This is a genomic window from Tissierella sp. QWL-11, assembly GCF_058683765.1.
In genome coordinates this window covers 1,493,399-1,513,566 of the sequence record NZ_CM178750.1, presented here as the reverse complement: position 1 = coordinate 1,513,566, position 20,168 = coordinate 1,493,399, and the positions used below count along the sequence as shown (strand labels likewise).

Annotated in this window: 18 protein-coding genes; all 18 read right to left on the bottom strand. The window is 29.9% G+C overall.

Annotation, left to right across the window (positions count from 1 at the left end):
- Positions 1–7 precede the first annotated feature (7 nt).
- The 18 genes from truB to topA all read right to left on the bottom strand — a co-directional run bounded on the left by truB (position 8) and on the right by topA (position 20,158).
- Positions 8–895, bottom strand: coding sequence for a tRNA pseudouridine(55) synthase TruB (truB, locus tag AC4PG3_RS07275; RefSeq protein ID WP_492196001.1), 888 nt, complete (start codon positions 893–895; stop codon positions 8–10).
- A complete protein-coding gene (locus AC4PG3_RS07270) occupies positions 896–1,876 on the bottom strand; it encodes a DHH family phosphoesterase (RefSeq protein WP_492196000.1) in 981 nt (326 codons plus the stop codon).
- Positions 1,869–2,246, bottom strand: a complete 378-nt coding sequence (gene rbfA / locus AC4PG3_RS07265; protein WP_492195999.1) for a 30S ribosome-binding factor RbfA — start codon at positions 2,244–2,246, stop codon at positions 1,869–1,871. Before rbfA ends, AC4PG3_RS07270 begins: the two co-directional genes overlap by 8 nt.
- A gap of 11 nt (positions 2,247–2,257) precedes the next feature.
- Positions 2,258–4,309 (bottom strand): translation initiation factor IF-2, encoded by a 2,052-nt coding sequence (gene infB / locus AC4PG3_RS07260; RefSeq protein WP_492195998.1) that lies wholly within the window; start codon positions 4,307–4,309, stop codon positions 2,258–2,260.
- Between the two features lie 37 nt (positions 4,310–4,346).
- The gene (gene rnpM / locus AC4PG3_RS07255) at positions 4,347–4,607 is read right to left on the bottom strand and encodes an RNase P modulator RnpM (protein ID WP_492195997.1); all 261 of its coding nucleotides are present in this window, start codon (positions 4,605–4,607) and stop codon (positions 4,347–4,349) included.
- Positions 4,608–4,620: 13 nt separating this feature from the next.
- Complete coding sequence (nusA, locus tag AC4PG3_RS07250) at positions 4,621–5,736, bottom strand: transcription termination factor NusA (protein WP_492195996.1); 1,116 nt, start codon at positions 5,734–5,736, stop codon at positions 4,621–4,623.
- Positions 5,737–5,748: 12 nt separating this feature from the next.
- Positions 5,749–6,213: a ribosome maturation factor RimP gene (gene rimP, locus AC4PG3_RS07245; RefSeq protein ID WP_492195995.1), complete on the bottom strand. Its 465-nt coding sequence runs from the start codon at positions 6,211–6,213 to the stop codon at positions 5,749–5,751.
- Between the two features lie 100 nt (positions 6,214–6,313).
- Positions 6,314–10,561 (bottom strand): PolC-type DNA polymerase III, encoded by a 4,248-nt coding sequence (locus AC4PG3_RS07240; RefSeq protein ID WP_492195994.1) that lies wholly within the window; start codon positions 10,559–10,561, stop codon positions 6,314–6,316.
- A 30-nt stretch (positions 10,562–10,591) separates the two neighbouring features.
- Entirely contained in the window at positions 10,592–11,641 is a 1,050-nt protein-coding gene (ispG, locus tag AC4PG3_RS07235; RefSeq protein ID WP_492195993.1) for a flavodoxin-dependent (E)-4-hydroxy-3-methylbut-2-enyl-diphosphate synthase, read from the bottom strand.
- An 11-nt stretch (positions 11,642–11,652) separates the two neighbouring features.
- On the bottom strand, positions 11,653–12,660 hold the full coding sequence (gene rseP / locus AC4PG3_RS07230) for an RIP metalloprotease RseP (RefSeq protein WP_492195992.1): 1,008 nt from the start codon (positions 12,658–12,660) through the stop codon (positions 11,653–11,655).
- 18 nt (positions 12,661–12,678) lie between these two features.
- Positions 12,679–13,455, bottom strand: a complete 777-nt coding sequence (locus AC4PG3_RS07225) for a phosphatidate cytidylyltransferase (RefSeq protein WP_492195991.1) — start codon at positions 13,453–13,455, stop codon at positions 12,679–12,681.
- Positions 13,456–14,187: an undecaprenyl pyrophosphate synthase gene (gene uppS, locus AC4PG3_RS07220; RefSeq protein WP_492195990.1), complete on the bottom strand. Its 732-nt coding sequence runs from the start codon at positions 14,185–14,187 to the stop codon at positions 13,456–13,458. It lies immediately after the preceding gene.
- 48 nt (positions 14,188–14,235) lie between these two features.
- A complete protein-coding gene (frr, locus tag AC4PG3_RS07215; RefSeq protein WP_492195989.1) occupies positions 14,236–14,793 on the bottom strand; it encodes a ribosome recycling factor in 558 nt (185 codons plus the stop codon).
- 2 nt (positions 14,794–14,795) lie between these two features.
- Positions 14,796–15,509: a UMP kinase gene (gene pyrH / locus AC4PG3_RS07210; RefSeq protein WP_492195988.1), complete on the bottom strand. Its 714-nt coding sequence runs from the start codon at positions 15,507–15,509 to the stop codon at positions 14,796–14,798.
- 66 nt (positions 15,510–15,575) lie between these two features.
- Positions 15,576–16,223 (bottom strand): translation elongation factor Ts, encoded by a 648-nt coding sequence (tsf, locus tag AC4PG3_RS07205; protein WP_492195987.1) that lies wholly within the window; start codon positions 16,221–16,223, stop codon positions 15,576–15,578.
- 68 nt (positions 16,224–16,291) lie between these two features.
- Positions 16,292–17,008: a 30S ribosomal protein S2 gene (rpsB, locus tag AC4PG3_RS07200; protein ID WP_492195986.1), complete on the bottom strand. Its 717-nt coding sequence runs from the start codon at positions 17,006–17,008 to the stop codon at positions 16,292–16,294.
- A 145-nt stretch (positions 17,009–17,153) separates the two neighbouring features.
- Positions 17,154–17,933 (bottom strand): GTP-sensing pleiotropic transcriptional regulator CodY, encoded by a 780-nt coding sequence (gene codY, locus AC4PG3_RS07195; RefSeq protein ID WP_492195985.1) that lies wholly within the window; start codon positions 17,931–17,933, stop codon positions 17,154–17,156.
- A 134-nt stretch (positions 17,934–18,067) separates the two neighbouring features.
- Positions 18,068–20,158 (bottom strand): type I DNA topoisomerase, encoded by a 2,091-nt coding sequence (gene topA / locus AC4PG3_RS07190; protein ID WP_492195984.1) that lies wholly within the window; start codon positions 20,156–20,158, stop codon positions 18,068–18,070.
- Between the last annotated feature and the right edge of the window lie 10 nt (positions 20,159–20,168).

Below are 20,168 nucleotides of genomic sequence, written 5' to 3'. Positions count from 1 at the left end.
TTATCACCTATACCAATACTTTATCCATTTTTAATTTTCTTAGATTGTCTTTTATTATAATTCTTCCCACGCCAATAAATTTATCTTTACAATACACTCTATACTTTTCTTCAAGCTTTAATTCTGGATAATCATCCATATTTATCTTCATTCCATTTATTAATTTATTATAGAGTTTATCTTCTATTGCTATTTTTTTAAGATTTGGAGCTGCTAAATCCATAGGTAATAAAACTTCTTTTAGATTATTTTTGTCCATTTTGTTTAAATACTCCATACTAAGGGAATCTTCTATTTTAAAATCTCCTACTCCCACTCTAATTAAATGGCTCATATAACCATATGTATTTAAATCTCTACCTATATCATGGCATATTGTTCTAATATAAGTTCCTTTAGAACACTTAATATAAAATAACACTTTTTTGTTATTATCTATATTTAATATATCTAATTTATAAATATATGCCTTTCTTGAAGCTCTTTCAACCATTTTTCCTTCTCTAGCTAATTCATATAACTTTTTTCCTTTGTGTTTTACAGCAGAATACATAGGAGGTATTTGATTAATTTCTCCTATGTATTTGTTGAATATGGATAATATCTCTTCTCTTTTTACTTCTTTTTTTGAATGATTAACTATCTTCCCATCAGAATCTTGTGTATCTGTTTCTATTCCTAGAGTAAGTTCTCCTATATATTCTTTATTAACTTCTAAAACATATTCTGACATTCTAGTAGCCTTACCTATACATATAGGTAGTACCCCAACCACATTAGGATCTAAGGTTCCTGTGTGACCTATTTTTTTAATCCCAAATAACCTTCTGAAATAGTATACAGCATCGTGTGAAGTCATTCCTTTTGGTTTATAAAAATTTACTATGCCATTCATTTAATCACCTAAATAATTTCTTATCTCTTGTATCAGTAAGGACTCCGCTCTATCAATATCTTCCTCTATTTTACATCCAGCAGCTCTTTTATGTCCTCCACCACCAAATTTTTCACAAACCACTGAAACATCTAGATATTCCTTACTTCGTAAACTGACTTTTATTTCTTTTGGTTCAAATTCTTTCAAAAGACAAGCTACTTCAACTCCATCAATTTTTCTAATATATGAAACTATGGCTTCAGTATCTTCCATATTAGTATTTGTTTTTTCTAGAATCTCCTTATTAACTTTTGCAATAGCTATTTTCCCATCATTATAGGTATTTAAATTAGCAAGGACATTATTAGTCAATTTAAATCTATTAATACCAACTTTTTCATATAGATTTATATTAATATTATTATGATCAATACCTATATCTAATAAATTAGCAATTATTCTATGGGTATTTCCTGTTACACTTTCATATTTAAAGCTTCCACTATCTGTGCTTATTGCAGTATATAGATTTGTAGCAATATCTTTATCTATTTTCAGATTAATATAATCCAATAAATTGTAGATGATTTCTCCAGTTGCACATGCTGATGCATCCACAACATTTACTTTCCCAAAATTTGTATTACTTACATGATGATCTATGTTAATAGTGTTTTGAGTAATTCCCAACAATTTTTTTAATGGACCTAATCTATCTTCATCACTGCAATCTAAGACTATAAATAAGTCTTCCGCCCCCATGTTTTCTTCAAAATCCTTTATTAGATCTATACCTGGTAAAAAATCAAAGTATTTTGGTATTGCATCTGTTTTTAAAACATTTACATTTTTACCCATATTTTTCAAAGCTAATCCCATAGCAAGTATAGATCCAATATTATCTCCATCAGGATTTATGTGGGAAGCAATAAATATATTTTCACTCTTATTTATTAAGTTTTCAACTTGTTTAAAACCATTATTTAAAAGATCATTCATCTATTTTTCTCCTGTTTTTTCTGTCTCTTTCATTGACCTCTTCAATGAATTTAGACATATACATTCCCTTTTCAATAGATTCATCTAGATGAAATATAAGTTCTGGAATATATCTTAATTCTATTTTTCTACCTATTTCTTTTCTTATAAACCCTTTTGCACTTTCTAAGCCTTTTAATGCTTCTTCTTTTTCTACTTTATCTCCTAAAACAGATACATATACATTCGCATAGCTTAAATCTCTAGTTACTTCTACACCAGTTACTGTAGTCATCGTACTTACCCTTGGGTCTTTTAGACCATTATAGATTAGTTCAGAAATAACTTTTTTTACTTCTTCTGAGATTCTATTTATTCTCTTATTGTTCATACTTAGTCTCCTTATCTTTCAACTTCTTTAAGAATATAAGCTTCTATAATGTCTCCTTCTTTTATATCGTTATAATTTTCAAGTCCTATTCCGCCTTCATATCCAGATAAAACTTCTCTAACATCATCTTTAAATCTCTTTAAGGATGACACTTTACCTTCAAATATTACTACATCATCTCTCAGTAATCTAATAGTTGAATTTCTAGTGACTTTACCATTTAAAACATAAATTCCTCCTATTGAATTACCATTTGGAAGTCTAAATGTAGCTCTCATTTCAGCTCTACCCAATATTTCTTCTACTAATTTCGGCGTTAACATCCCTTTTACAGCAGACTTAATATCTTCAATAGCCTCATATATTACTCTGTATGTTCTAACATCTATTTTTTCTCTTTTAGCAGCTTCTATAGCGTTTAAATTTGGCCTTACATTGAATCCTATAACAATAGCATTTGAAGCAGTAGCAAGCATTATATCACTTTCTGTTATGCCTCCTACTCCACCATGGATTACATTTATTTTCACTTCTTCATTATCTATTTTTTGTAAAGATTGTGCTAGAGCCTCAATAGAACCACGCACATCTCCCTTTATTATAATATTTAAATCTTTTATTTCCCCTTCTTTTATTTTATCAAATAAATCTTCTAGAGAAACTGGTGCACTTGATTTTAAATTTTGCTTTCTTAAAACATTTTTCATATCACTAGCATAATTTCTTGCAGTCTTTTCATCTTCTACTGAATAAAGTAACTCACCTGCATTCGGCACTTCTGATAATCCCAATATAACTACAGGAACTGATGGAGTAGCTTTTTTCACTCTTTTACCAAAATTATCTAACATGGCTCTAATTCTACCACTAGCAGTTCCTGTTACAACCATATCTCCTACATTAAGAGTACCTTTTTGTACTAATACAGTTGCTAGGGGTCCCATACCTTTATCTAATTGAGCTTCTATTATAGTTCCAACTGCTTTTCTATTTGGGTTTGCTTTTAATTCTTGCATTTCTGCAACTAAAAGAATCATTTCTAGTATATCTTCTATACCCATTCTCTGTTTTGCAGATACGGGAACTGTTATAGTGTCTCCACCCCAATCTTCTGGGACCAAGCCATATTCAGTTAATTCTTGCTTTATTTTTTCAATATTTGCTTCAGGTTTGTCAATTTTATTTATTGCCACTATTATAGGTACTTTAGCTGCTTTAGCATGGCTTATAGCTTCTACAGTTTGAGGCATTATTCCATCATCAGCTGCTACTACAAGAATAGCTATGTCTGTTACCTTAGCACCTCTAGCTCTCATAGAAGTAAAGGCTTCATGGCCTGGAGTATCTAAGAAAACTACTTTTTTATCTTTTACATTTACAGCATAAGCTCCTATATGTTGAGTGATACCTCCAGCTTCACCTATTGTAACACTGGTTTCACGAATAGCATCTAATAAAGAAGTCTTTCCATGGTCTACATGACCCATTACAGTTACAATAGGTGGTCTTGGCTTTAAATCTTTAGGATCATCTTCATAATCTAAATCAAATTTATCCATTTCTTCTTCTTTTTGTTTGTGAATAATAGTCTTACCAAATTCTTCTCCAACTATTATTGCAGTTTCGAAATCTATATTTTGATTTTGACTTGCCATAACTCCTAATCCTATTAACTTTGTAATAACTTCAGTAGAGCTTACTTCTAATTTATCAGCTAAAGCTTTTACCATTATTTCATCTTCTACTTCTATAGCATTTTCCATATCTACTACATTTGTTTCTTCAACTATTTCCTCATTATTTAATTCATCTCTATTCAATTTTTCTTTAGCACCTTCCATTTGAGATTTGTTATGGGAAGTATCTCTATTTTTCTTGACTTTTTTCTCTTTTTTCTCTTCTTTTTCTTCTATAAATAGTTCTTTTATTAATTTAGCTTCTTCCTCATCTATTGAACTCATATGACTACTTATATTTAAATCTAAGTCTTCTATTTGTTCCAATAGTTCTTTACTACTCATGTTTAATTCTTTTGCTAATTCATATATCCTAATTTTTGCCATATACTGCACCCCCTACTTTATTAAAAAGGTGTTCTTTTTATTCTATCTCTTCTCTTAATTTTTCATATATTTCATCGGTTATATCGGCTTTAAGATTTTTAGAAATGTTTTTTTTCTTATAAGCCATCTCAAAGCATTCGTAACTGTTACAAATATATGCACCTCTGCCGTTAACTTTACCTGTAGAGTCTATTACTATTTTGTCTTCTGGTGTTTTTACAATTCTAATTAATTCTTTCTTTTCTCTACTTTCTCCACACCCTAAACATTTTCTTATTGGAATTTTTCTTTTTTTCATATCTTCACCCCAATTATTCTAATGGTTCATTGTATTGAGCCTCTTCTACATCTTCGAAATCTTCTATATTTCCTTCTTTTTCATTTTCTTTAAGCTCTTTATATTGACTTTCAGATTTTATATCTATCTTCCAATTTGTAAGCTTAGCTGCTAATCTTGCATTTTGACCTTCTTTACCTATAGCTAAAGAAAGTTGATAGTCTGGAACTACTACTAAAGCTGATTTTCTCTTTTCATCTATTTCAACTTTAGTAACATCAGAAGGACTTAAGCTATTCGCTATAAATATCTCTGGATTTTTTTCCCAGATAACTATATCTATCTTCTCTCCTCCAATTTCATCTACTATAGCTTTTACTCTGCTGCCTTTAAATCCTACACAAGCCCCTAGTGGATCTACATCTGGATCTTTAGAGTAAACTGCAATTTTGGTTCTAGATCCAGCCTCACGTGATATAGAAAATATTTCTACAATGCCATTATTAATTTCTGGAACTTCTAGTTCAAATAACCTTTTTATTAGATTAGGGTGTGCCCTAGATAAAATTATCTGTGGTCCCTTAGTAGTTTTTTTAACTTCTAAGATTAGTAATTTCAATCTATCAGATTGATTGTAAGTTTCATTTTCTATTTGCTCAATTGGTGGTAAGATTCCTTCTGTCTTTCCTAAATCAATAAATACATTGTTTTTTGAAATTCTCTGTATTAATCCTGTTATTATTTCATTTTCCCTATTTATGAATTCATCATAAATAACATCTCTTTCTGCATCTTTAATTCTTTGAATAACTACTTGCTTTGCAGTCTGAGCTGCTATCCTACCAAAATCTTTTGGTGTTACTTCTACTCTTATTATATCTCCTAATTCATTGCTAGATTTTATATTATTTGCCTGTTCTAAATCTATTTCTGAAGACTCATCTTGAACTTCTTCTACTATTTCTTTTAATGCAAATACTTTTGATTTACCTGTCTCTTTGTCAATTTCTACTATTACATTTTGAGATGACCCAAAGTTTTTCTTATAGCTAGAAATAAGAGCTGATTCTATAGCTTCAAATATTATTTCCTTAGATACCCCTTTTTCTTTTTCTATCTCACGAAGAGCATTGATAAAATCTTCGTTCATATATTAATCCTCCTAAAATTTAATTGTTAACTTTACAGTTGATATCATATCCCTTGGTATATCTATGATATTGTTTTTATAATCTAAAATTGAGATTACATCTTCAGTAAAGCCTTTTAATATTCCTTCATAAACTTTTTTGTCTTCAAGAGCTTTATATAATTTAATTTCTACATCTCTATCAATATTCCTTTTAAAATCTTTATCACTTTTTAAAGGTCTATCTAGTCCAGGAGAAGAGACTTCTAAGTAATAAGCTTCTTTTATAGGATCATTTTTATCTAATTTATCTCCTAAAATTTCACTCATCTTTTGACAATCATCTATTGTAACACCACCTAATTTGTCAATATACACCTTTAGAAAAAAACTTCCAAACTCCTTTACATACTCAATATCAACTAAATCATAATTAAGTTCATCTGCTATTTTTTCAGCTATTTTGTAGACTAAATTTATAATATCCTTTTTTTTCATATAAGTCACCTCCATAAAAAATCAAGAGTGGGATTACCCACTCTTTACCAGAAAAACCTTGTTATTGTTACAAATATTATATCATGTACGATATATAAAATCAAATACTAAAAAGGCTAATTTGATTGCTTTCTGGCAATCCTACAAGACATCCATGACTAGCTAAAGCTTCTATAACCGTTTTTGATACTTTAGTTCTCTTTACCAAATCTTCAATAGAAATAAATTTAGAAAATTGCCTTTCCTCCATAATATTTCTAGCAGCATTTTCTCCTACTCCATCTAAACTCTTTAGTGGAGGTAAGATGCTATCTCCATTTATTAAGAATTTATCACTATGAGATTTATATAAATCTACATTTTGAAATCTAAATCCTCTTTTATACATTTCTCGGACTACTTCCATAACTGTATAAAGATTTTTTTCCTTTGTAGTAATATCATTTCCCAAACTTTCCAATTCTATGATTTTTTCTTCTACAGCTTCAACTCCCTTAAGTATAAGTTGTGCATCAAAATCATTTGCCTTGGTAGTAAAGTAGGTAGAGTAGAAAGCCATTGGATGATGCACTTTATAATATGCTATTCTAAACGACATCATCACATAAGCTACAGCATGAGCCTTTGGAAACATATACTTTATTTTATTACAAGAATCAATATACCAAGAAGGCAAATCAAGACTTCTCATACTGTCTTCATCTTCTTTAGATAATCCTCTACCTTTTCTTACATTTTCCATTATTTTAAAAGATTTTTGTTTATCTAAACCTGCATTTATTAAATATAGCATAATATCTTCCCTAGTAGAAATAACCTCACCTAATTTAGCCATTTTTTTTCTAACTAAATCCTGGGCATTGTTTAACCATACATCTGTCCCATGGGATAATCCACTGATCCTAACAAGCTCTGAAAAAGCATTTGGTTGGGTATCCACAAGCATCTGTCTAACAAATTTAGTTCCAAACTCAGGAATCCCAAGAGTCCCTACAGGACATTTTATATCTTCTTTTGTTATTCCTAGAGGCTCTGTACTAGTAAATAATTTCATAGTAGATGGTTCATCTAAAGGTATAGAGATAGAATCTACCCCTGTGATATCTTCTAACATTCTAATGATAGTAGGCGTATCATGTCCTAGAATATCAAGTTTTAATATTCTACCACTTATGGCATTATAATCAAAATGAGTAGTTATTACACCTGACTTTTTATCATCTGCAGGATATTGAATAGGACTAAAGTCGTGTATATCCATATGTTTAGGAACTATCATAACTCCTCCTGGGTGCTGACCTGATGTTCTTTTTATCCCAGTACAACCCTTTAACAATCTATTTACCTCTGCTGGACTTATATTTATTTCATTTGATTCAAAATATTTTTTTACAAATCCATAAGCAGTTTTGTCAGCAATAGTTCCTATAGTTCCAGCTCTAAATACATAACCTTCTCCAAATAGTTCCTCAGTATATTTATGTGCAGTGGATTGATACTCACCAGCAAAGTTCAAGTCAATATCTGGCTCTTTATCCCCTTCAAAACCAAGAAAAACCTCAAAGGGTATATTATGGCCATCTTTTAGTAAAACAGAATCACATTTAGGACAATTTCTATCCTCTAAGTCTGAACCAGAACCAATCTTTCCATCTTCAAAGAATTCACTATATTTACAATTAGGGCACACATAATGTGGAGCTAAAGGATTTACTTCAGTAATTCCACTCATTGTAGCTACAAAGGAAGATCCTACAGAGCCTCGAGAACCTACTAGGTATCCATCTTCTAGAGACTTCCAAACTAGTTTTTGAGCTATTATATACATAACAGCATATCCATTTTTAATAATTGATTCTAGTTCTCTATCTAGCCTGTCCTTTACTATCTTTGGAAGAGGATCTCCATATAAATCATAGGCTTTTTTGTAAGTTATATCCTTAAGCTCTTCCTCTGCTCCTTCGATTACAGGAGGATAAGTTCCCTCAGGTATAGGAACAATATCTTCAATCATATTATTAACTAAATTCGTATTTTTTATCACTACTTCATGAGATACATCTTCTCCTAAATAATTAAATTCTTCCAACATCTCATCAGTAGTTTTAAAGTGTAGAGGTGGTTGTGAATCTGCATCATTAAAACCTTGACCACTCATTAGTATTCTTCTATATATTTCGTCTTCTGGATCTAAAAAGTGAACATCCCCTGTAGCTACTACTAGTTTATTCCCTTTTTTGCCCAATTTATATATCTGCCTATTTATTTCTTTTAATTGTTCCCTATCCTTTAAAATGCCATTTCTTACTAAATGACTATTATTATCTAATGGCTGAATTTCTAGATAGTCATAAAATTTAACAATATTTCTTAGCTCAGAATTACTGGATCCGTTTAATATTGCTTTATACAGTTCTCCTGCTTCACAAGCACTTCCTACTAAAAGTCCTTCCCGATTTTCTGATATTAATGATTTAGGTATCCTAGGTTTTCTGTGGAAGTAATCTAGATGAGACTTAGATACAATTTTATATAGATTTTTCAATCCAATTTTGTTCTTTGCTAATAGTATTATATGAAATACCCGATCTTTTCTTACATCTTTATTATCTTTTAAATTATTGATTTGATCAAAACTTATAATTCCCTTTTCTTTTAATAATTCTAATATTTTCAGTAATATATCTTTAGTTGCTACAGCATCATCTACTGCCCTATGGTGATTCAAAAGTTCTATATCTAAGTATTTAGCTATATTGTTTAGTTTATGATTTTTAAGATTTGGAAATACAGATCTAGCAAGTTCTAATGTATCTAATATTGGATTATTTAAATTTGAATTTATAAGTTTAAGCTTTTCCCTTATAAAACCTACATCAAAACTGGCATTATGAGCTACAAGAACTGAATCCTTTATAAACTCTTTAAAGTCACCTATAACATCTTCTATAAAAGGCTTATCTGATACCATTTCGTCTGTTATTCCTGTTAATTTAGTAATGAATTCAGGTATAGGTTTTTTAGGATTTATCAACTGACTAAATTCATCTATTACTTTTCCATCCTTTAATTTTATAGCACCAATTTCAGTAATTTCGTCATTAATAGCAGATAGTCCTGTAGTCTCTATATCAAATACTACATATTCATCATAGTCAATATTAGAATTGTAGTTATTTATTATTCTTTTAGCATCATTAACTAAATATCCTTCAAGACCATAGATAACTTTTATACCTAATCTCTTCCCCATTTCCATAGCTTCTGGAAAGGCTTGAAGTACTCCATGATCTGTTATGGCGATAGCTTCATGTTCCCAATATTTAGCTCTATTTATTATTTTATCTACACTAGCTATTCCATCCATTGAACTCATTTTAGTATGCATATGAAGCTCTACTCTTTTTTCTTTTGCATTATCTCTTCGTATTTGCTTTTTTATCTTTTGAAGAGACTTTAGCATTATACATTGACTTTTAATGTAATTATCAAATACAACATCTCCATTAACTAATAAATAGGATTCTTCATCTATATTTAATAATAACTCTTCTCCCTCGTCTTTCTTCAAGAAACTTTTAACCTGTATAGATTCAGTTCCATCTGAAATATAAAAAGTAATTAATAATTTATTCCCTTTAATGTCTCTAGAAGCTATATCAAATATTTCACCTTTAACAACTACATTTCCAGTTTGTAGATTTATATTTTTTATATTGGTGGATTCTTCTTTTATATGCTTTCCAAAAGAATAATTCTCTTTAGGTTTAATAGACTTTTCTGGCTGCTTATTTTCACTTGCTATTAATGTTTTTTTAGAAATTTCGATTTCCTCAATATGCTTATCTTTTAAAAATTGTTCATCTTTTTCTATTTCTTCTAGTATTAAATCTAATCTTAATTTTGTTTCACGAAAAATTTTCCCAGCTAATCTTTTTTTAAATCCATTTCTTTTCATTGAAAAAAGACTCATTTCATTGGGGAATATCAATAAAAATGAATCTTGTTGAATTTTAAAATTTAAATTTCCAATCCAAGAGCTACTCGATGGTATAGCCCTTAATATAGTACCTTTTATCTCTTCAATATATTTATCCATATTTTCTGCTTTTTCAAAGTCAATATCATAGTTTATATCTATAGATATATGGAAGTCCTCTAAGTTCTCCCTAAAGAGATTTTCTATATCCAATTTAATTTCATTTTTTAAAAGCTTATCACTATTTAATAAAATACAAATCTTCATCTCTTCTTTTATCAATTTTACTTTTAAAATGTTTATATTGAATTTTTTTAAATATATATATTTTTCATTGTTTATAAATTTATTTAAACTAATCTTTTCCATACAAGACACCTCCTAAACCTGTATAAAAAACTACATTTTTTTTATTTCACTTATTAATTCATCTAGGAGATCTTCTTCTTTCACTCTTTTAATAATTTCACCTTTGACAAAGATTAAACCCTCTCCATTTCCACCTGCAATACCTATGTCTGCTTCCTTTGCCTCACCAGGTCCATTTACTGGGCAACCCATAATAGCAACTTTTAAATCTTTATCTATGTTGGCCAGTTTTCTTTCAGCCTTCTTCACCATTTCTATCAATTCTATCTTAGTTCTTCCACAAGTAGGACACGATATAATTTCTATCCCCTTTTTCCTAAGTCCCAATGATCTTAAAATTTCCATAGCTACTTTGACTTCTTCTACTGGGTCTTCAGTAAGAGATATACGTATAGTATCACCTATTCCCCTTGATAGAAGTGAACCTATACCAACAGAAGACTTGATAATTCCCTGATAAGATGGTCCTGCTTCTGTAATTCCAAGATGTAGAGGATAGTCGCATATCTTAGACATTTTTTCATAAGCTTTGATACTTAATGAAACATTGCTAGATTTTAAAGAGATTTTTATCTTATCAAAGTTTAAATCTTCTAGTAGTTTAATCTGTTCAAGGGCGCTATAAACCATGGAATTTTCGTTTACTCCATGGTATTTATCTAAATACTCCCTTTTAATAGAGCCTGAATTCACTCCTATTCTTATAGATATCTCATTTCGCTTACACCCATCTACTATCTCCTTAACTCTATCTAAACTACCTATATTTCCAGGATTAATTCTAAGTCCATCAACCCCGTGTTTTATAGACTCTAATGCAAGTTTATAATCATATTGGATATCCGCTATTATAGGTATATTTATTTTTCTCCTAATTATAGGTATAGCCTTAGCATCATCAAAATCTGATATTGCCATTCTAATAATATCACAACCTGCTTTTTCTAAGCTTTTAATTTGATTTACTGTGCTATCTATATCTTTAGTCAGAGTATTTGTCATAGATTGAATTGAAATAGGATTACTCCCACCAATTAGTACATCTCCAACCTTTATTACTCTTGTATTTTTCCTTTTCATAATTCCACCCTTTATAATATATCTATTCTAATTAAATCTCTATAAGTTACAACCAACATCAGAAGAATTAAAAAAACAAATCCCATTAGATGTATAAAGTTTTCTTTTTCAGGATTAACAGGTTTTCCCCTTACTAATTCTATAAATGTGAACACTATTCTACTACCATCTAAAGCTGGTATAGGTAATAAATTAAAAAATCCTAAATTTACGCTTATAAATCCTAACATCAAGAGTAGATTAGTAAAGCCCATCTTAGCTGCTTCCCCTACTTGATTTATAACTCCAACAGGACCAGCTAAGTCTTTAGTTGAAACTTCGCCTCTAAATATCATATTTACAAACTCAAACATCAACTTTAAAAATACTCCTGTTTTTTCAAATCCACCTTTAATAGAGGACAATAAGGATTTTTCATATTCTGGTCTAATCCCAATTACTTTACGACCATCCTCTTGCTCAATTGGAGTCACTGTAATTGTATGCTCCGTATTATCTCTAATTATATCTATCTCCAATTCTTTTCCTGATTTTGAATCGCTTATAGTATTAGCTAGAGTGTCCCAATTATCAATATCAATATTGTCAATTTGTACTATTTTATCACCTTTTATCATATCTGCATATTGGGCAGGAGAGTCTGGTTCGATTTCATCTATAGTAGTAGTAGGAACTCCAATATTAAATGTTACTATAGACAATACTATAACTGCCAACACAAAATTCATAAAAGCTCCAGCAAATAAAACACCCATTCTAGCTAATGGACTGGATTTTCCAAAGCTTCTAGGATCACTGGAATCTTCATCCTCTCCTTCCATTTTAACATAGCCTCCTATGGGTAAAATCCTAAGGGTATATTTTGTTTCTCCACTTTGTCTTTGGAATATTTTAGGACCCATCCCAATTGAAAATTCATTAACCTTAATACCAACTAATTTTGCAACTGTGAAGTGACCTAATTCATGAAGTAATATTACTAGCAAAAATACAAATATTGCTGATATTGCTGTTTGCATATAAGCACCACCTATTATTTAAATTAAAAAATACTCTACATAGTAATATATTAAAGGTATAGTAAAAATAATACTATCAAAACGATCTAGAACCCCACCATGTCCTGGCATAATAGATCCATAATCTTTTATTTTTGTCCATCTTTTTATTTTAGATGCCGTTAAGTCTCCTAACTGAGCAATGATAGATATAATTATAGACATTAAGACTAAATTAAATGTAATATCAAGTTTAATATATATTGCATAAACCAATGTGAGTACTAGACTACCTAATACCCCTCCTAAAGAACCCTCTATTGTCTTATTCGGGCTTAAATTAGGAGCTAGCTTGTTTTTGCCAAATAGATTTCCAAAGATGTAAGCAAATGTATCTGTACCAAAGGAAATAATAAATACAAACCAAATATACTTAGTTTCATCTAAAGGTAATAAGTGAAATAATAAAAAAGGAATATATATAATCCCAAATAAAGTTAAACTTATATCTATAATACTTATGTCTTTATTTAATACAAAGAATATAAGTAATCCAATAACAATTAATATTATTATATCACCCATCGATAATGAAGTATAATAATTCCTTATGTAAATTAAAAAAGTAGCTAAATAGCCTATGTAATTTATTGGTTTAATTCCAATGTTTTTAAAAGCATTAAACAATTCTCTTATACCTATTAAGGAGAGTAAAAAAGTAGATACACTCAGATACAATCCACCTTTTAAAACAATAAAAAATAATAATATAATTCCAATGACGCCTGATGTAATTCTTTTCTGAATTGAACTCACCTAAATTCCTCCAAACCTTCTATTTCTGCTCTGATAATCTATAATTGCCTTATATAATTCCTCTTCTTTAAAATCTGGCCATAATACATCAGAAAACCAAAATTCTGTATAAGCTATTTGATAAAGTAAAAAATTGCTAATTCTCAATTCACCACTAGGTCTTATAAGTAAATCAGGATATGGTTGATCTTTTGTATACAAATAACTTGAAAAGCTATCACTATTTATTTCATCTATATCTATTTTACCCATTTCAAAATCTTTTAATATATTTTTAACACCATAAATTATTTCATCTCGTCCACCATAGTTTAAAGCTATATTTAAAGTCATTCCAGAATTATTCTTAGTTTTATCTATAGCTTTAATCACCTTTTCCCTAGGTAATTTATGTAGTTCTGAAATATCTCCTAAGATTTGGAGTTTTACATTATTCTTATGTAATTTGTCTAATTCTCTTTGTATATATATTATTAAAATTTTCATAAGGCCATCTACTTCATTTTTAGGTCTTTTCCAGTTTTCTGTAGAAAAAGCAAATAAAGTTAAATATTTTATTCCTATTTTTTGGCATGATTCTACTACTTCTATTACCCTTTCCATTCCCTCTTTATGCCCAGCATTTCTAGGTAATAATCTTTTTTTTGCCCATCTTCCATTTCCATCCATTATTATAGCTATATGTTTAGGCAATCTATTTAAATCTATTTTTTCTAAGTACTTAGAACTCATATTATATCCTCCAGAATTAAAACCCCTTCTTGCAAGAAGGGGTTTTAATTAAATTTCTAATAGTTCTTCTTCTTTCTTCTTAGTAACAAGATCTACTTCTTTAGTATATTTATCTGTTAATTTTTGCATTTCATCTTCAGCTTGTATTTTTTCATCTTCTGTTATATCTTTACTTTTTTCCATCTTTTTAATTTGATCAATACCATCTCTTCTAATATTCCTAATGGCTATTTTAGAATTTTCTCCATTCTTTTTTACAAGTTTTATTAAATCTTTTCTTCTTTCTTCTGTAAGTTGTGGAATCTGAAGTCTAATAAGCTTTCCATCATTAGAAGGATTTAATCCTAAATCAGATTTAAGTATAGCTTTTTCAATCTCAGGAATTAAGTTTTGATCCCATGGTTGAATAACTAACAATCTTGGTTCAGGAGCAGATATGCTTCCAACTTGTTTTAATGGAGTCATTTGTCCATAGTAATCTACACTAATCCTATCTAATAATGCTGGATTAGCTCTTCCTGCTCTTATACTTTGTAATTCTTCTTTATAAACCGAAATTGCCTTTTTCATCTTTGTTTCAGCTTCTTTGTGAACATCCAAATACATTATTAATCCTCCTTTACATGTGTACCAATTTCTTTTCCTAATACTACATCTACGATATTATTTGAACTATCTATACCAAAAACTATTAGTGGAATATTGTTATCCATGCATAAAGAAGTTGCTGTGGAATCCATTATTCCCAACCCTAAGTTCAGTATATCAATATATTTTAATGTGTCAAATTTTTGTGCAGATTTATTTATTTTAGGGTCACTATCATAAACTCCATCTACACCTTTTTTGGCTAATAGTATAACCTCTGCCTCTATTTCAGCAGCTCTTAGGGCTGCTGCAGTATCTGTTGAAAAATAAGGGTTCCCAGAGCCTGCTGCAAATATCACTACTCTTCCTTTTTCTAAATGCCTTATAGCTCTCCTTCTAATATATGGTTCTGCAATCTGTTTCATATCAATAGCAGACTGAACTCTTGTAATTACATCTATACTCTCTAAAGCATCTTGTAGAGCTAATGCATTCATAACAGTTCCTAACATGCCCATATGATCTGATGTGGTCCTGTCCATAGTAGTAGCAGTTCTACCTCTCCAAAAGTTTCCACCACCTACAACTATAGCTACCTCAACCTTTAATTCATGTAAAGCTTTTACTTGCTCTGCTATATTTAAGATAGTCTCGCTATCTATTCCTGTTCCCTTACCTCCAGCTAAAGCTTCACCACTTAATTTTAAAATAACCCTTTTAAAAATGGGTTCCATTTTATACCTCCCTTTATGTACATCACTATATTATTCAAAAGGAGAACATTTAATGTTCTCCTATAATTAATTACCCATTTGCTTTGCTACTTCTTCAGCAAAGTTTTCTTCTTTTTTCTCTAGTCCTTCCCCTACTTCAAATCTAGCAAATCTTCTAATTTTTAGATTTTCCCCTATTTGAGAAATTTTTTCATTTAAAAGATCTTTTACCTTTTTATCAGGATCTTTGATGTAGTTTTGATCTAGAAGACAAATTTCTTCATAAAACTTATTTATTCTTCCTTCTACCATTTTTTCTACAATATGCTCAGGTTTTCCTTCATTAAGAGCTTGGTGTTTTAAAACAGATTTCTCTCTTTCAACAACATCTTCTGGAACTTCTTCCCTAGTTACATATTGAGGATTTGCAGCTGCTATTTGCATAGCTATGTCTTTAACAAAAGATTTAAACTCATCTGTTTTAGCAACAAAGTCAGTTTCTGAATTAACTTCAACTAAAACTCCAATTCTTCCACCATGTATATAGGAGTCAACTAATCCTTCAGATGCTATCCTACCTGCTTTTTTTGCAGCTTTAGATAAGCCCTTTTCTCTTAATAAATCAATAGCTTTTTCTATATTACCTTCAGTTTCCACTAAAGCTTTTTTACAGTCTAACATACCTGCTCCTGTTGTTTCTCTTAGCTCTTTTACTAATGATGCACTTATCTTCATTTTTTGTAAACCTCCTGATTGTTAAAAATGGTAAGGGTATAAATTAATAATAGCCCTTACCCTTTTAATTATTCTTCTATATTTTCTACTTCTTCTATTTGTTCTCCTTGTCTACCTTCTAAGACTGCATTTGCCATTGTCTCTGTCAATAATTTTACAGCTCTAATAGCATCATCATTACCAGGGATTACAAGGTCAATTTCATCTGGATCACAGTTAGTATCAACTATAGCTATTACTGGTATTCCTAAAATCTCAGCTTCTTTAACTGCTATTCTTTCTTTTCTTGGGTCTACTATAAATATAGCATCTGGCATTTTCTCCATATTTTTAATTCCACCTAAGAATTTTTCCAATCTTTCTTCTTCATGTTTTAATTGGATTACTTCTTTTTTAGGCAATATTTCAAATATACCTTCTTCTTCCATTCTTCCTAATTCATGAAGTCTATCAATTCTTTTTTTAATAGTCTTATAATTAGTTAACATTCCTCCAAGCCATCTTTGATTGACATAAGGCATATTACATCTCTTTGCCTCACTCTCAACAGCTTCTTGAGCTTGCTTTTTAGTACCTACAAATAGTACTTCTCCACCTTCGCTTGAAATTTCTCTTATGAAATTATAAGCTTGTTCTACCTTTTTTACCGTTTTTTGTAAGTCAATAATATAAATCCCGTTTCTCTCTGTAAATATATAAGGAGCCATCTTAGGATTCCATCTTCTAGTTTGATGTCCGAAATGAACACCTGCTTCTAGTAGATTTTTCATTGTAATCACTGACATACCATCACCTCCAAGTTTTTTTCCTCCATCCTCTTCATTTACTTAAAGACCCATTTGGGACTACCTTAAATATCCAAGAATGTGTGTAATCACCTTAGTAGTATAACACAAGAATATACTATAATCAATTATTTTTTAAGTTTTTTTATTCCCTTGCTTTTTTTAATTCTTCTAAAAGCTTATCATTTAATATTTTTATATGTGTACCCTTCATACCTAGGGATCTAGATTCTATGACACCAGCACTTTCGAACTTCCTTAATGCATTTACTATCACAGATCTTGTAATACCAACTCTGTCAGCAATCTTACTTGCTACTAAAAGTCCTTCACTTCCATCTAACTCATTAAAAATATGCTCCATTGCTTCTAATTCTGAATATGATAAAGTTCCTATTGCCATTTGTACTACTGATTTTTTTCTGGATTCTTCCTCTATTTCTTCAGTTTTAGATCTTAATATTTCCATTCCAACTATTGTTGCACTATATTCAGCTAAAATCATATCTGCCTCTGTAAATTCTTTTCCAAATCTTGCTAGTAATAAAGTTCCTAGTCTTTCACCAGCACTATTTATTGGCACGATTGTAGCTGTCTTGCCTTCATGATTGCATTCTTGGTCATTATCAAACACACAATCACTAAATCCCTTTACATTTTCTTTTGTTTCAAATGCAGACAATAATTCATCATTATATTCCTTTGGAAATCTTTGAGTTTTAGATACTTCTGATTGAATTATATCGCATTCAAATCCCTTTGCAAGTTTATATCCTAAAACTCTACCTTTTTTACTTGCTATATACACATTTGCCTCTAATATATCACTTAATATTTTGCTCAATTCATTAAATGAAACGGGTTCAGAACCATAACTTTGTAAGGTTTTGTTTAACCTTCTAGTTTTCTCTAATAATTTTTTCACTATTTTTCCTCCTTAAATTTTGTATAACATTCTATATTAGTTTGTTAAATTCTATATCTAATATCTAAATACCCAATTCTGAATATTCTAATATAGACAATACTACATTTTTTGTCAAATGTACAGTCTTTTTATCAATTTTCTTTTGTTTTTTTTAAATATCCGCATTCTTTATTACTACATTTAATAGTATCTCCCTTTTTATTCCTTTTAATTATCATATATTCATTACAAACAGGACATTTTTCAGATAATGGTTCATCCCAGGAGACAAATTTACAATCTGGATAATTACTGCATCCATAAAACACTCTCCCCTTTTTTGACCTCTTTTTAACTATATCACCCTTTTCACAAAGAGGACAAGTTACTCCTATTTTATCTAGTATAGGTTTAGTATTTTTACATTCTGGATATCCTGGACAAGCTAAGAACTTTCCATATCTCCCTCGTTTTATTACTAGGTTTTTCCCACATTTTTCACAAATTTCATCTGTGACTTCATCTTCTATTTCGACTTCTTCTATTTCTTCCTCTGCAACTTTTAAAACTTTATGAAATTGCTCATAAAATTCACTAATTACACTTTCCCAAGAATATTTCCCTTCAGCTATATCATCTAATTTTTCCTCTAATTGAGCTGTAAATTCTTCATTCACAATTTCTTTAAAGTATTCTTCTAATAAATCGTTTACCAAAACCCCTAACTCAGTAGGATAAAAGGATTTATTTTCTAATAATACATAATTTCTAGATAGTATTGTAGATATTGTAGGTGCAAATGTACTAGGTCTCCCTACACCTATTTCCTCTAAAGTTTTTATAAGTGAAGCTTCGTTGTATCTAGCTGGAGGTTTAGTAAAGTGTTGATTTGGTTTTATTTCTTTAGCCTTTAATTTATCACCTTCAACTAAATCAGGCACTTCATTATCTTCAATCTCTTCATCTACACTAGAATATAGTTCTAAAAATCCTTTAAAGGCCAATTTAGAACCTGTAGTTCTAAATAAATAATCATTACTTGTTATATCAATTTTTAAAGTTTCATACTTAGCAGGAGTCATTTGAGAACTCACAAATCTCTCCCAAATTAATTTATATAATTTATATTGATCTCTAGATAAAAATTCTTTTATCTTATTTGGATATCTAAAAACCCCAGTAGGTCTTATTGCCTCATGAGCATCTTGAGTATCCTTTTTTTGTCTTTTTGCCTTTGTCTTTCCACCACTTGAATATTCTGCCCCAAAATGTTCTAATATATAATCCTTAGCCAAATCTTTAGACTCTTGAGATACTCTAGTAGAGTCTGTTCTCATATAGGTTATTAACCCTGAAGTACCTTCACCTTTTATATCTATTCCTTCATATAACTGTTGAGCTATTCGCATAGTTTTTTTAGTACTAAATCCTAACTTTTTAGAAGCATCTTGCTGTAGTGTACTTGTAGTATATGGATTGTAAGGATTTCTACTTCTTACTCCCTTTTTAACCTTTTCAACTATAAAATTACCTTTATCTAAATTGTCTATTATTTGTTTTACTTCTTTTTCATTATTTAATTCAATTTTAGATTCTTTTCCATCTATATATTCCCCTACAAATTTTGACTCAAATTCCATATTGTTCTTCTTTAATTTAGCATTTATACTCCAGTATTCTTGGGGAACAAAATCTTCTATTTCTTTTTCTCTATCACAGATAAGTTTAGTTGTTACAGATTGAACCCTTCCAGCACTAAGCCCTTTGCTGATTTTTCTCCACAATAAGGGGCTTATTTTATATCCCACTAATCTATCTAATATTCTCCTTGCTTGTTGAGCATCTACTAGATCATAATCTATAGTCCTAGGAGTTTTTATTGCTTTTTTAATAGAGTCTTTTGTTATTTCATTAAACTCTACTCTCATTTTTTCTTCCATGTCCATATTTAATATATAGGCCAAATGCCATGATATAGCTTCACCTTCTCTATCAGGGTCAGTTGCTAAAAATATATTTTTAGATTTTTTAGCCTCTTTTTTAAGTTCTTTTACTACAGGCCCCTTACCTCTAATAGTAATGTATTTTGGCTTGAAATTATCTTCAATATCAACTCCTAGCTTACTCTTAGGCAAATCTCTAATATGACCTACAGAAGCTACTACTTTATAATTTCTACCTAAAATTTTTCCAATTGTCTTTGCTTTTGCTGGAGATTCAACTATTACTAAATTTTTTGCCATTGCATACACC

Coding starts and splice junctions, on each gene's coding strand:
- truB (WP_492196001.1), bottom strand. CDS start 895: ATGAATGGCATAGTAAATTTTTATAAACCAAAAGGAATGACTTCACAC.
- AC4PG3_RS07270 (WP_492196000.1), bottom strand. CDS start 1,876: ATGAATGATCTTTTAAATAATGGTTTTAAACAAGTTGAAAACTTAATA.
- rbfA (WP_492195999.1), bottom strand. CDS start 2,246: ATGAACAATAAGAGAATAAATAGAATCTCAGAAGAAGTAAAAAAAGTT.
- infB (WP_492195998.1), bottom strand. CDS start 4,309: ATGGCAAAAATTAGGATATATGAATTAGCAAAAGAATTAAACATGAGT.
- rnpM (WP_492195997.1), bottom strand. CDS start 4,607: ATGAAAAAAAGAAAAATTCCAATAAGAAAATGTTTAGGGTGTGGAGAA.
- nusA (WP_492195996.1), bottom strand. CDS start 5,736: ATGAACGAAGATTTTATCAATGCTCTTCGTGAGATAGAAAAAGAAAAA.
- rimP (WP_492195995.1), bottom strand. CDS start 6,213: ATGAAAAAAAAGGATATTATAAATTTAGTCTACAAAATAGCTGAAAAA.
- AC4PG3_RS07240 (WP_492195994.1), bottom strand. CDS start 10,561: ATGGAAAAGATTAGTTTAAATAAATTTATAAACAATGAAAAATATATA.
- ispG (WP_492195993.1), bottom strand. CDS start 11,641: ATGAAAAGGAAAAATACAAGAGTAATAAAGGTTGGAGATGTACTAATT.
- rseP (WP_492195992.1), bottom strand. CDS start 12,660: ATGCAAACAGCAATATCAGCAATATTTGTATTTTTGCTAGTAATATTA.
- uppS (WP_492195990.1), bottom strand. CDS start 14,187: ATGAGTTCTAAGTACTTAGAAAAAATAGATTTAAATAGATTGCCTAAA.
- frr (WP_492195989.1), bottom strand. CDS start 14,793: ATGTATTTGGATGTTCACAAAGAAGCTGAAACAAAGATGAAAAAGGCA.
- pyrH (WP_492195988.1), bottom strand. CDS start 15,509: ATGGAACCCATTTTTAAAAGGGTTATTTTAAAATTAAGTGGTGAAGCT.
- tsf (WP_492195987.1), bottom strand. CDS start 16,223: ATGAAGATAAGTGCATCATTAGTAAAAGAGCTAAGAGAAACAACAGGA.
- rpsB (WP_492195986.1), bottom strand. CDS start 17,008: ATGTCAGTGATTACAATGAAAAATCTACTAGAAGCAGGTGTTCATTTC.
- topA (WP_492195984.1), bottom strand. CDS start 20,158: ATGGCAAAAAATTTAGTAATAGTTGAATCTCCAGCAAAAGCAAAGACA.